General features: G+C 67.3%; 11 protein-coding genes. 10 read left to right on the top strand and 1 reads right to left on the bottom strand.

All coding sequences use genetic code 11. The features are described from left to right. Positions 1-65: 65 nt before the first annotated feature. Positions 66-800 carry a GntR family transcriptional regulator gene (locus ACFSQR_RS00815; protein ID WP_377726970.1) on the bottom strand — a complete coding sequence of 245 codons (735 nt, stop codon included), beginning with the start codon at positions 798-800 and terminating at the stop codon, positions 66-68. Between the two features lie 222 nt (positions 801-1022). Between ACFSQR_RS00815 and ACFSQR_RS00820 the strand changes: the two genes are divergently transcribed. The 10 genes from ACFSQR_RS00820 (at position 1023) to ACFSQR_RS00865 (ending at position 13094) form a co-directional block, all read left to right on the top strand. After that, positions 1023-2381 (top strand): serine hydrolase domain-containing protein, encoded by a 1359-nt coding sequence (locus tag ACFSQR_RS00820; protein ID WP_377726974.1) that lies wholly within the window; start codon positions 1023-1025, stop codon positions 2379-2381. 115 nt (positions 2382-2496) lie between these two features. Continuing rightward, complete coding sequence (locus ACFSQR_RS00825; RefSeq protein WP_377726977.1) at positions 2497-3738, top strand: D-amino acid dehydrogenase; 1242 nt, start codon at positions 2497-2499, stop codon at positions 3736-3738. A gap of 112 nt (positions 3739-3850) precedes the next feature. Beyond that, entirely contained in the window at positions 3851-4270 is a 420-nt protein-coding gene (locus ACFSQR_RS00830; protein WP_377726980.1) for a YchJ family protein, read from the top strand. 11 nt (positions 4271-4281) lie between these two features. After that, the gene (locus ACFSQR_RS00835) at positions 4282-5889 is read left to right on the top strand and encodes a carboxyl transferase domain-containing protein (protein ID WP_377726983.1); all 1608 of its coding nucleotides are present in this window, start codon (positions 4282-4284) and stop codon (positions 5887-5889) included. A gap of 9 nt (positions 5890-5898) precedes the next feature. Continuing rightward, positions 5899-6684, top strand: coding sequence for an enoyl-CoA hydratase/isomerase family protein (locus tag ACFSQR_RS00840; protein ID WP_377726986.1), 786 nt, complete (start codon positions 5899-5901; stop codon positions 6682-6684). Next, a complete protein-coding gene (gene bioA, locus ACFSQR_RS00845; protein ID WP_377726988.1) occupies positions 6672-8015 on the top strand; it encodes an adenosylmethionine--8-amino-7-oxononanoate transaminase in 1344 nt (447 codons plus the stop codon). The genes ACFSQR_RS00840 and bioA overlap by 13 nt, the downstream gene beginning before the upstream one ends. A gap of 1 nt (position 8016) precedes the next feature. Beyond that, positions 8017-9204, top strand: a complete 1188-nt coding sequence (gene bioF / locus ACFSQR_RS00850) for an 8-amino-7-oxononanoate synthase (protein WP_377726991.1) — start codon at positions 8017-8019, stop codon at positions 9202-9204. Further along, complete coding sequence (gene bioD / locus ACFSQR_RS00855; protein WP_377726994.1) at positions 9201-9971, top strand: dethiobiotin synthase; 771 nt, start codon at positions 9201-9203, stop codon at positions 9969-9971. Before bioF ends, bioD begins: the two co-directional genes overlap by 4 nt. Before the next feature lie 17 nt (positions 9972-9988). Further along, the gene (gene bioB / locus ACFSQR_RS00860; RefSeq protein WP_377726997.1) at positions 9989-11017 is read left to right on the top strand and encodes a biotin synthase BioB; all 1029 of its coding nucleotides are present in this window, start codon (positions 9989-9991) and stop codon (positions 11015-11017) included. Between the two features lie 52 nt (positions 11018-11069). Then, on the top strand, positions 11070-13094 hold the full coding sequence (locus ACFSQR_RS00865; RefSeq protein ID WP_377726999.1) for an acetyl/propionyl/methylcrotonyl-CoA carboxylase subunit alpha: 2025 nt from the start codon (positions 11070-11072) through the stop codon (positions 13092-13094). Positions 13095-13096: the final 2 nt, after the last annotated feature.

Consider the following 13096-nt stretch of genomic DNA (forward strand, 5'->3'; position numbering starts at 1 on the left):
GACCAGTGTAATACCAAAGATGGCGCAGTTCACATGAAAGGATCGGATAGCGCCATGCCGAAATGTTATGCAGCGCGGTGCATTTCCGCGACCAGGTCGTAGTGGTCGCTGCGGCACCAGGAATGGGTGAGCTCGACCGCCACGCCAGCGGCGTCAAAGCCGGTGCGGGTGACGAACAGGACAGCGCGCCCGACCGGCACCTCAAGGCGCGCGGCGATGTCGGCGCAGGCGTTCATGGCGCGGATTTTCTGCAGCGCGCGCACCGGCTGGCGGCCCTTGCGCGACAGGTATTCGTAGAGCGAGCCGCCGACCGCATCGGGACGGGACAGCACGGTGGACGGCAGGGCGGTAACCTCGTAGGCCATCACCACGTCGTCCGCCAGGCGCAGGCGCTCGAGCCGCGCCACCCTGGCGCCCGGCGCCAGCCCAAGCGCCTGCTGTTCGTCGCCGCTGGCGCTGGACATCGCACGCCGCAGCCAGGTCGAGCCGGCCCGGTAGCCGCTCTGCTGCAGCTGCTCGGAAAAGCCGGACAGCTGCGCCAGTGGCTGCTCGATGCGCGGCGCCACGTAGTTGCCCGAGCCGCGCTTGCGCACCACCAGGCCCTGCTCGACCAGCTGGTCGATCGCCTTGCGCGCGGTGACGCGCGAGATGTCGAGCTGCTCCGACAGCAGCCGCTCGGCCGGCAGCGCCTGGTCGGCCTGGTAGCGGCCGTCGCGCAGGTCCTGCATCAGCTTGCGCGCAACCTGCATGTAGAGCGGCGTCGTATCGCGGAACTGGCGTGGGTAATTGGCGGTAATCATGGACTTGTGAGATGTGGGTTAATTGGCAGTGTACTGGTCTTATGTATCTCCAATGTTTCTCAACAGCATGAATTAACGCTGCATGCACATTCACGGAAGTTATATGGACGACATGGCTGCGCCGCATATCCGCCGGTTATGTGTTGCTGAATGGAATTCATTGGCGACGGTGTTTGCACCGGCCTAACCTTGCCCCGAAACGTATTTATTCTGGGGGATCGCATGCAACAGGGACGCCGCGCTTTGCTGGGCCTGGCCTTGCTGGGAGGAGTGAGCCGCGTCATGAGCGCGCATGCGATGCCGCAGAGCGGCGGCGCGCTGTCGGCGCTGCGCGATCCCGACCATGGCAGGCTCGATGCGGAGCTGGCCGCGATCTTCTCCGATCCCGCATGCCAGCTCGCCAGCATGTCGGTGATCGCGGTCCGGCACGGCAAGCCGGTCTACCAGCGCCAGCTCGGGCACCGCGTCATCGACGGCGACGCCAGCCAGCCGGTGACCGCGCGCACGATGTTCCGCATTGCCTCCATCTCGAAATTCATGACCACGCTGGGCCTGATGCGGCTGGTGGAAGAAGGGCGCGTGACGCTCGATGCCGACGTCAGCACCTGGCTCGGCTTCAGCCTGCGCAATCCGCACTTCCCGGACCAGCCGATCACGCTGCGCCACCTCCTCACGCACAACGCCTCGCTGCGCGACGACGCAGGCTACGCCTGGCCGGCCGACCGCGCGCTGAAAGACATCCTGGTGCCGGGAGCCCCGCACTATGGCGACGGCAAGATGTGGTCCCCGCGCGCCCCGGCGGGCGCCTATTTCACCTACTGTAACCTCAACTGGGCCGTGATCGGCACGCTGATGGAGCGCGTTACCGGCGAGCGTTTCGACAGGCTGATGAAGCGCCTGCTGCTCGACCCGCTCGGCCTGCGCGGCGGCTACAACCCGTCCGAGATGGGCGCGGAGGACGTTGCGAACATCGCCACCCTGTACCGCAAGCGCACCACCGATACCGAGGTGTGGGACCCGAACGGGCCCTGGATTGCGCAGGTGGACGACTTCGGCAAGAAGGCGCCGGCGCCGCCGCCCGGCATCGGGAACTACGCCGTCGGCACCAACGCCACGCCGTTCAGCCCCACGGGCGGCCTGCGCATCTCGGCGGCCGGCCTGTCCACCGTCATGCTGATGCTGATGAACCGCGGGCGCCATGAGGGCCGCCAGTTCCTCAAGCCGGAGACGGTGCTGTCGATGCTGACGCGCCAGTGGACCTTCGACGGTCGCGGCGAGAACGGCGACAGCAACCGCAATCTCTTCTACGCCTGGGGCCTGGGCAACCAGCATTACACCGACCAGCCGCTGACCGGCCACCAGGTGGTGGAGGGCGGCGGTTTCTCGGGCATCGGCCACTTCGGCTACGCCTACGGGCTGCGTTCGGCCTTCGTGATGGACCCGGCCAGCGGCAACGGCATGATCATGCTGGTGGGCGGCAGCAGCACCGAACCGGAGCTCCAGCCGGGCCGCTACTCCTCGATGCCGCGCATGCAGGAGCGCATCCTGACGGCCCTCTACCGCCACGCGATCGCCGCCTGACAGGACCTCCGGCCATCAATAAGTGGCGGTTATGGCCGCTCCAAGCACATTCATTAGCCGCGCGCCCGGTCACCCCCTAAGCTCGCCCAGACATCGACAAGAATAGCGACAAAGCATGCAGCATGTAATAGTTATCGGAGGCGGAGTAGTCGGCCTGACATCGGCCTGGTGGCTCCTCGAATCCGGCTACCGCGTCACCCTGCTCGAACGCGAAGAGCAGGTGGGCACGGCAGCGAGCTTCCGCAATGGCGGACAGCTCAGCTACCGCTATGTCGCTCCGCTGGCCGACGCGGGCGTGCCGCTCAAGGCGCTGCAGTGGCTGTTCCAGAAGGACGGCCCGATGAAGTTCCGCCTCGAGGCCGATCCGCGCCAGTGGCGCTGGCTCCTCAAGTTCCTCGCCAACTGCAACAGCGCGGCCAACCACAAGACCACCGCCAGGCTGCTGCAGCTCGGTGAGCTGAGCCGCCAGTCGATGGCGCAGCTCGAACCCACCATTCCCCTGTCCGAATTCGGCTGGCGCGACGCGGGCAAGCTGGTCGTGTACCGGTCGAAGTCCGCCTTCGATGCCGCCGTGTCGCGCCCGGAGTCGGAGGACGTGCGCCAGGTGCTGTCCGCCGCCGAATGCGCGGAGCATGAACCGGCGCTGCGCGAGGCGCAAGGCATCCTCGCAGGCGGCATCCTGACCCGCGGCGAAGCGGTCGCCGACTGCTACGCCTTCTGCAAATCGCTGGAGCGGCGCCTGCTGGCGCACCCGCGCTTTGACGGCATCGTGCGCGCCGAGGCGTACAGCTTCGTGACGCAAGCGGGCCGCGTCACCGGGATCGATACCTCGAACGGCATGCTGCAGGCCGACAGCTACGTGCTGGCGGCGGGCATCCAGAGCCGCACGCTGGCGCACAGCGCCGGCATCTACCTGCCGCTGTACCCGCTCAAGGGCTACAGCCTGACCGCGCCGATCGGCGCCGGCCATGTCGCGCCGGAGATCAGCGTGACCGACTTCGAGCGCAAGACGCTGTATGCGCGCATCGGCGACAGCCTGCGCGTGGCGGCCATGGCCGACATCGTCGGCGAGGACACCCGCATCGACCCGGCGCGCATCGATGGGCTGATCCGCCTGGCGCGCGCCACCATGCCCAACGCGGCCGACTACAGCCGCATCTCCAAGTGGGCGGGCCTGCGCCCGGCTACGCCGGACAGCGCGCCGATCATCGGCGCCAGCCCGCTGTCGAACCTCTGGCTGAACGTCGGCCACGGGCCGCTCGGCTTCACCTTCGCCTGCGGCACGGCCAACCTGCTGTCGCAGCTCATGATGGGCAAACCGACCCCGTTCTCGCTCGACGGGCTGACCCTGCGCTGATCCGCTTTTGGCGGAATCGGCCATGAATTAGCCGATTCCGCCAAAAACGGCCGTCCTCCCCGCGTCCGCCGGGATGACAGATAATGGCTGTTTTACTTTGACCGATCCAGCAATGGCCACACGACAGCCTTGCCCCTGCGGCGGCCCCTCCTTCGACACTTGCTGCGGCCCCTATATAGAAGGGGCGGCGGTGCCCGACACCGCCGAGCGGCTGATGCGCTCGCGCTACAGCGCCTACACCCTGAAAAACGAGCCCTACCTGCTGGCGACCTGGCATCCGTCCACCCGGCCGCAGGAGCAGGTCATCGACCCCGCCGAGAAATTGCAATGGCTCGGACTTGAGGTAAAATCTGCTTTACGTTTACGTCAACGTAAAGCAGAGGCGGCGCCGGACGAGGACTTCGTGGAATTCGTCGCCCGCTACCGCATCAACGGGCGCGCCCACCGCCTCCACGAGATCAGCCGCTTCAGGCGCGAAGACGTGGACGGGACGCTGCGCTGGTTCTACGTCGACGGGACCTTCCCAGAATAAAAAGGACAGCCATGCCCCACATCGAGAGCAAACTCAATCCCCGCGGTGACGATTTCAAGGCCAATGCGGCGGCCATGCAGGCGCTGGTCGACGACCTGCGCGCGAAGGTCGCCAAGGTGGCCGAGGGCGGCGGCGAAGCTGCCAGCGCCAAGCATGTCGCGCGCGGCAAGCTGCTGCCGCGCGACCGCGTCCAGATGCTGCTCGACCCGGGCACGCCTTTCCTCGAACTGTCCCAGCTGGCTGCCTACGAGATGTACGATGGCGCGGCGCCGTCGGCCGGCATCATCACCGGCATCGGCCGCGTGTCCGGCCAGGAGTGCGTGATCGTCTGTAACGACGCCACCGTCAAGGGCGGCACCTACTACCCGATGACGGTCAAGAAGCACCTGCGCGCGCAGGAGATCGCGGACCAGAACAACCTGCCGTGCATCTACCTGGTCGACTCGGGCGGCGCCAACCTGCCGAACCAGGACGACGTGTTCCCGGACCGCGACCACTTCGGCCGCATCTTCTACAACCAGGCCAACCTGTCGGCCAAGGGCATCCCGCAGATCGCCGTCGTGATGGGTTCGTGCACCGCGGGCGGCGCCTACGTGCCGGCGATGAGCGACGAGTCGATCATCGTCAAGGAGCAGGGCACCATCTTCCTGGGCGGCCCGCCGCTGGTGAAGGCGGCGACCGGCGAGGTGGTGTCGGCGGAAGACCTGGGCGGCGGCGACGTGCACACGCGCCTGTCCGGCGTGGTCGACCACCTGGCGCAGAACGACCTGCACGCGCTGTCGATGGCGCGCACCATCGTGTCGAACCTGAACCGCACCAAGCCGCAGCAGATGGCGCTGCGCGAATCGGTGGAGCCGAAATACGCGCCGGAAGAACTGTACGGCGTGATCCCGGTCGATACCCGCAAGCCCTTCGACGTGCGCGAGGTGATCGCCCGCATCGTGGACGGCAGCGAGTTCGACGAATTCAAGGCGCGCTACGGCACCACGCTGATTTGCGGCTTTGCGCACATCTACGGCGTCAAGGTCGGCATCATCGCCAACAACGGCATCCTGTTCTCGGAGTCCGCGCTCAAGGGCACGCACTTCATCGAGCTGTGCGCGCAGCGCAAGATCCCGCTGGTGTTCCTGCAAAATATCACCGGCTTCATGGTCGGCCGCAAGTACGAGAACGAAGGCATCGCGCGCAACGGCGCCAAGATGGTGACGGCCGTCGCCACGGCTGCGGTGCCGAAGTTCACCGTCATCATCGGCGGCAGCTTCGGCGCAGGCAACTACGGCATGTGCGGCCGCGCGTTCTCGCCGCGCTTCATGTGGATGTGGCCGAATGCGCGCATCTCGGTGATGGGCGGCGACCAGGCGGCATCCGTGCTGGCCACCGTCAAGCGCGACGGCATCGAAGCGAAGGGCGGCCAGTGGTCGGCGGACGAGGAAGCCGCGTTCAAGCAGCCGATCAAGGAACAGTACGAACACCAGGGCCACCCGTACTACGCCACCGCGCGCCTGTGGGACGACGGCGTGATCGATCCGGCCGACACGCGCATGGTGCTGGGCCTGGGCCTGTCCGCCGCGCTGAACGCCGAAATCCCGAACACCAAGTTCGGCGTGTTCCGCATGTAAGGACCCGACATGGACTACACCACCCTCTCCGTTTCCATCGCCGGCAAGGTCGCCACCGTTACGCTCACGCGTCCGGACGTGCGCAATGCCTTCAACGAGAAGACCATTGCCGAGCTGGCGCTGGCCTTCGATGAACTGGGCCGCAACGAGTTCGTGCGCGCGATCGTGCTGGCCGCGGAAGGCCAGGCCTTCTGCGCCGGCGCGGACCTGAACTGGATGAAGAAGATGGCCGGCTACTCGCACGACGAGAACCGCGCCGATGCGCTGGCCCTCGCGGACATGCTGCGCACGATCTACCTGTGCCCGAAGCCGGTCGTGGCCCGTATCCAGGGCGACTGCTACGCGGGCGGCATGGGCCTGGCCGCTGCCTGCGATATCGCGGTCGCGGTGCAGGAGGCGAACTTCTGCCTGTCCGAGGTCAAGCTGGGCCTGATCCCCGCGACCATCTCGCCGTACGTGATCAAGGCGATGGGCGAGAACGCGGCGCGCCGCTACTTCCTGACCGCCGAGCGCTTCAGCGCGCAGGAAGCGCACCGCATCGGCTTCGTGCATGAAGTGGCGACGGTCGATACGCTCGACGAGGTCGTGGGCGGCATCGTCAAGGCGCTGGTGAACAACAGCCCGGACGCGGTCAGGCTGGCCAAGGAGCTGGTGCGCGATATCCCGGGCAAGCCCGTGACCACCGAACTGCTGGCCGACACCGCCGATCGCATCGCCAACATCCGCGCGTCCGCCGAAGGCCGCGAAGGCGTGGCCTCGTTCCTGGAGAAGCGCAAGCCCTCATGGTTGAACTGAAAGACGCATCGCAGGACTGGGTCGCACGCAGCCTGAAGAGCGTGTGGCACCCCTGCACGCAGATGCAGCACCACGAAACCGTGCCGCTGATCCCGGTCAGCCACGGCCGCGGGGTGTGGCTGTACGACCACCAGGGCAAGCGCTACCTGGACGCGATCAGCTCGTGGTGGGTCAACCTGTTCGGGCACGCCAACCGCCGCATCAACGCGGAGCTGCGCGAACAACTGGAGACGCTGGAACACGCGATGCTCGCCGGCTTCACGCACGAGCCGGTGGTAAAGCTCTCCGAACAGCTGTCCGACCTGACCGGCAATGTGCTGGGACACGCCTTCTACGCGTCGGACGGCGCATCGGCGGTCGAGATCGCGCTCAAGATGAGCTTCCACTACTGGCGCAACAGCGGCAGGAGCGGGAAGCAGGAATTCGTCTGCCTGGAAGGCAGCTACCACGGCGAGACCGTCGGCGCGCTGGCGGTCACGGACGTGGCGCTGTTCAAGGATGCGTACGGCCCGCTGCTGCGCGCCTCGCGCACGGTGGCGTCGCCGGATGCGCGCAACGCCCGCGAAGGCGAAACCGCGCAGGACGTGGCACGCCGGGCGGCGCAGGATGTCGAGCGCCTGTTCGCAGAGCGCGCGGACAAGATTGCCGCCCTCATCGTCGAGCCGCTGGTGCAGTGCGCAACCGGCATGGCGATGCACGACCCGCTCTACCTGGAACTGGTACGCGCGCTGTGCGACCGCTACGAGGTGCATCTCATCTGCGACGAAATCGCCGTGGGCTGCGGCCGTACCGGCAGCTTCTTCGCCAGCGAGCAGGCCGGCATCTGGCCCGATTTCATGTGCCTGTCCAAAGGGATCAGCGGCGGCTACCTGCCGCTGTCGCTGGTGCTGACGCGCGACGAGATCTACCAGGCGTTCTACAGCTGCGACGTCACGCGCGGCTTCCTGCATTCGCATTCGTACACCGGCAATCCGCTGGCCTGCCGCGCTGCGCTGGCCACGCTGGCGATCTTCCGCGAGGACGATGTCATCGCGCGCAACCGGGTCCGCGCCGCCAGGCTGACGGCTGCGCTGGCGCCGCTGGCCGCGCACGAGCGCGTGCGCAACTTCCGCCAGCGCGGCATGATCTGGGCTTTCGATGCGGTGGAGGACGATGCAGGGAAGGCGGCGACCTTCTCGCGCCGCTTCTTTGCCAAGGCGGTCGAGAACGAACTGCTGCTGCGGCCGATCGGCCGCACGGTATACCTGATGCCGCCCTATGTGCTGAACGACGAGGAAACCGCGCTGCTGGCCCAGCGCACGCTCGCCACCTTCGACGCGGTGACCGGCTGACATGAACCTGATCGACGCCATCGACAAGCAGCTGGGCGAACATGCCGCGCGCGGACTCACGCGCGTGCGCCGCACGGTGGAAACGCCTTGCGCACCGCGCATGACGGTCGATGGCCGCGACATCGTCGCCTTCTGCAGCAACGACTACCTGGGCCTGGCGTCGCACCCGCTGGTGGTGGAGGCGCTGCGCGAAGGGGCGTCGCTGTATGGCGCGGGAAGCGGCGCATCGCACCTGATCAGCGGCCATAGCAGGGCCCACGAGCTGGTCGAGGAATGCCTGGCCGGCTTCGTTTCGCCCCACATGGAGTCGGCGCGCGCGCTGTACTTCTGCACCGGCTACATGGCCAACCTGGCAGTGCTGACCGCGCTCGGCGCAGCGGCGGACGCGCACATCTTCTCCGAGTCGCTCAACCACGCATCGCTGATCGACGGGGCGCGGCTGGCGCGTGCGCAGGTCAGCGTGTACCCGCACGCGGACCTGGAGGCGCTGGCGGCGCAGCTGCAGGCCAGCAGCGCAGCAACGAAGATTGTCGTGACCGACAGCGTGTTCTCGATGGACGGCGACATCGCTCCCCTGCCGCAGTTGCTGGCGCTGTGCGAACAGCACGGCGCATGGCTGGTGGTGGACGACGCGCACGGCTTCGGCGTGCTCGGCGAAAACGGCCGCGGCGCGTTGGAGCACTTCGGCCTGCGTTCGCAGAACATCGTCTACGTCGGCACGCTGGGCAAGGCGGCCGGCGTCGGCGGCGCGTTCGTCGCGGCGCATGGCAGCGTGATTGAACTGCTGGTGCAGCGCGCGCGGCCATACATCTACACGACCGCGCCGGCGCCGGCGCTGGCGCATGCGCTGCTGGCCAGCGTCGAAATCATCGGCGGCAGCGAAGGCCGCGAGCGCCGCGCGCAATTGCAGGCGCTGATCCGGCAGGCGCGCAACAGCCTCACGCTGCGCACCTGGCAGCACATCGAATCGCCAACGGCGATCCAGCCGGTGGTCATCGGCAGCAACGCCGCCGTCATGCAGGCCGGCGCCGCGCTGTACGAACAGGGCATGTGGGTGGCGTCCATCCGCCCGCCGACCGTGCCGGCGGATACCGCGCGCCTGCGCATCACACTGTCCGCGGCGCATACCGCGGGGGAAGTCGCGCAGCTGTGCGACGCGGTCAACCAACTGGAACGGAGCATGACATGAGCCTCGAAGAAACCGTCGTGCCATCGGAAATCGCAGAGCCGGCGCCGGCGCCCGTGCTGGACGGCGTGCCGTCGCGCTTCGCGTGCTTCGTCACCGGCACCGACACCGAGATCGGCAAAACGCTGGTGTCGGCCGCGATCCTGCACGCGCTGGTGAAGACCGGCGTTCGCGCGTGCGGCATGAAGCCAGTCGCGGCTGGCGCGGAGCTGCGCGATGGCCAGATGCACAACGACGACGCGGCCATGCTGCGCGCCGCCGGCAACGTGTCGCTGCCGCAGCACATCACCACGCCCTACCTGCTGAGCGAACCGGCCGCGCCGCACATCGCTGCCGCGCTGGAAGGCGTCGAGATCGACCTGGTGCCGATCATCGCCGCGTATGCCGAGATCTCGGCCGCGTCCGATGCGATGGTGGTGGAAGGCGTGGGCGGCTTCCGCGTGCCCCTCAACGACACCACCGATACCGCCGACCTGGCCGTGGCGCTCGACCTGCCGGTGATCCTGGTGGTCGGCATGCGCCTGGGCTGCATCAGCCACGCGCTGCTGACCGCCGAAGCGATCGCCTCGCGCGGGCTGGTGATCGCCGGCTGGGTCGCCAATGAAATCGGTCCGATGAATTTCGCCGACGAGAATATCGAAGCGCTCACGCAGCGCATCCCGGCGCCCTTCCTCGGACGGGTGCCGCACCTCAAACATCCGACGGCAGCCAACGCTGCCGCGCACCTGGACCTCGCCGGCCTGCCCGGCTGGCCGTCCCGTAAAGATTGAATCACAAAGGAATCAACATGACTGAAGCCGTCACCTTCCACCCTGCCGTCCGCCCGGTCAAGCTGCCAGAAGCCGCGGCATGGCCGCTCGCCGACGTGCTGGCGCTGTTCGAACTGCCGTTCAACGAGCTGATGTTCCGCGCGCAGGAAGTGCACCGCGCCCACTGGCCGAACGGCGACGTCGAACTGGCTACCCTGCTGTCGATCAAGACCGGCGGCTGCGAAGAAGACTGCAACTACTGCCCGCAGGCCGCCCGCTACGACACCGGCGTCGAGGCGAAGAAGCTGCTCGACCTGGACACCGTGCTCGATGCCGCGCGCGAAGCGAAATCGCACGGCGCGACGCGCTTCTGCATGGGCGCCGCATGGCGCAGCCCGAAGGAACGCGACATGGAAAAGGTCGAGGCGATGGTGCGCGAAGTGAAGGCGCTGGGCCTGGAAACCTGCGCCACCCTCGGCATGCTGGAGGAAGGCCAGGCGGACCGCCTGAAGAACGCGGGCCTGGACTACTACAACCACAACATCGACACCTCGCCTGACTTCTACGACAACGTGATCTCGACCCGCGAATACCAGGACCGCCTGGATACGCTGGGCCGCGTGCGCCAGGCCGGCCTGAAGGTCTGCTGCGGCGGCATCGTCGGCATGGGCGAATCGCGCGAACAGCGCGCCGGCCTGATCGCGCAGCTGGCGAACATGAACCCGTATCCGGAATCAGTGCCGGTCAACCACCTGGTGCAGGTCGAGGGCACGCCGCTGCACGGCATCGATCCGCTCGACCCGATCGAATTCGTGCGCACCATCGCGGTGGCGCGCATCACCATGCCGCAGGCGCGCGTGCGCCTTTCCGCAGGGCGCCGCCAGATGGGCGAAGCGGTGCAGGCGATGTGCTTCATGGCGGGCGCCAACTCGATCTTCTACGGCGACAAGCTGCTGACCACCGAGAACCCGGAAGCGGAAGACGACCGCGCGCTGCTGGCGCGCCTGGGCCTGTCCACCCGCGCCGCGACGCTCGACTCGGCGCCAAAGGAAAAGTGCGGCTGCTGATCACGCTGCCCGCGGCCAGACCTTCGACATCATAAAAACGAAAGACACCAGCATGTTCAAGAAAATCCTCATCGCAAACCGTGGCGAAATCGCCTGCCGTGTCGCCGCCACCGCGCGCCGCATGGGTATCCGCACCGTGGCCGTGTATTCGGAGGCGGACGCCAACTCGAAGCACGTGGCGGTATGCGATGAGGCGGTCCTGATCGGACCTGCGCCGGCCAAGGAAAGCTACCTGGTTGGCGACAGGATCATTGCGGTGGCGCTGGCGACAGGGGCGGAAGCGATCCACCCGGGCTACGGCTTCCTGTCCGAGAACGCGGAATTCGCGGAAGCGTGCGAGCAGGCCGGCCTGGTCTTCATCGGCCCGCCCGCATCGTCGATGCGCGCGATGGGCTCCAAGTCCGCCGCCAAGTCGCTGATGGAGACGGCCAGCGTGCCGCTGGTGCCTGGCTACCATGGCGACAACCAGGACCCGGACTTCCTGCAGCAGCAGGTCGACCGCATCGGCTACCCGGTGCTGCTCAAGGCCAGCGCGGGCGGCGGCGGCAAGGGCATGCGCGTGGTCGAGAAGGCCGAAGACTTCAAGGCTGCGCTGGCGTCCTGCAAGCGCGAGGCGATCAGCTCCTTCGGCGACGACAAGGTGCTGGCCGAGAAGTACCTGATCCGTCCGCGCCACATCGAGATCCAGGTGTTCGCGGACAAGCACGGCAACTGCGTCTACCTGCACGAGCGCGACTGCTCGGTGCAGCGCCGCCACCAGAAGGTGCTGGAAGAAGCGCCGGCGCCGGGCATGACGCCTGAACGCCGCGCGGCGATGGGCGAGGCGGCCGTCAACGCGGCCAAGGCGGTCGGCTATGTCGGCGCGGGCACGGTGGAGTTCATCGCCAACCAGGACGGCTCCTTCTACTTCATGGAGATGAACACCCGCCTGCAGGTGGAGCACCCGGTCACCGAAATGATCACCGGGACCGACCTGGTGGAATGGCAGCTGCGCGTGGCCGCCGGCCAGCCGCTGCCGAAGAAGCAGGAACAACTGTTCATCCACGGCCATTCGATCGAAGCGCGCGTGTATGCGGAGAATCCGGAGAAGGGCTTCCTGCCGTCGATCGGCACGCTGCGCCACATGGGAACGCCGGACGGCGTGTCGTTCGAACTGGGCGGCACCCCGGGCGTCGCTCCGGCGCCGGTGCGTATCGATTCGGGCGTGCGCGAAGGCGACGCCATCTCGCCGTTCTACGATCCGATGATCGCCAAGCTGATCGTCTGGGGTGCGGACCGCACGCAGGCGCTGGCGCGCATGTCGCAGGCCCTGTCGGAGTTCCAGATCGTGGGCCTGGCCACCAATATCGCATTCCTGAAGCGCCTGGTGGAAGGCGACGCCTTCGCCACGGCCGACCTGGACACGGGCCTCATCGACCGCAATGGCGATGCGCTGTTCCCGCCGCCGCGTTCCGTGCCGCTGGGCGCACTCGCGCTGGCCGCGGTCGCGCTGATCGAAGGCGAAAAGGACACCTCCGCCAGCGTCGCCGCCAACCCGGCCGACCCGTGGGGCAATGCGCGCGGCTGGCGCCTGAACGCGGCCTACCAGCGCCAGCTCGCGTTTGCGGACGAGAACAAGCGCTACGACGTGACCGTCAAGTACGAATCGCACGGCTGGACCCTGTCCTACGGCGGGATCGAAGTGCCGATGTCGCTGGCCTCGCGCAGCGGACCCGAGTTCTCGATCAAGCTGGGCGAAACCTCGATGCACGCGACCGTGCGCCGCGACGGCGACCTGTTCCACGTGTTCACCGGCGGGCGCCACTTCCAGCTGGCCTACGACGACCCGATGGCGCACGTGGGCGAGACCGAAGCGCATGGCGGCCGCCTGACCGCGCCGATGCCGGGCAAGGTCGTCGCCGTGATCGCCGCCAAGGGCAAGGAAGTCAAAAAGGGCGACCCGTTGATCATCATGGAAGCGATGAAGATGGAGCACACCATTTCGGCGCCTGGCGACGGGCTGGTGGAAGATGTGCTGTACAACGTCGGCGACCAGGTCGCGGACGGTGCTCCGCTGATCGAGTTCAAGGCAGCGTAAGC

Origin of the sequence: Pseudoduganella sp. GCM10020061, from assembly GCF_042683405.1 — a bacterium.
GTDB lineage: Bacteria > Pseudomonadota > Gammaproteobacteria > Burkholderiales > Burkholderiaceae_D > Telluria.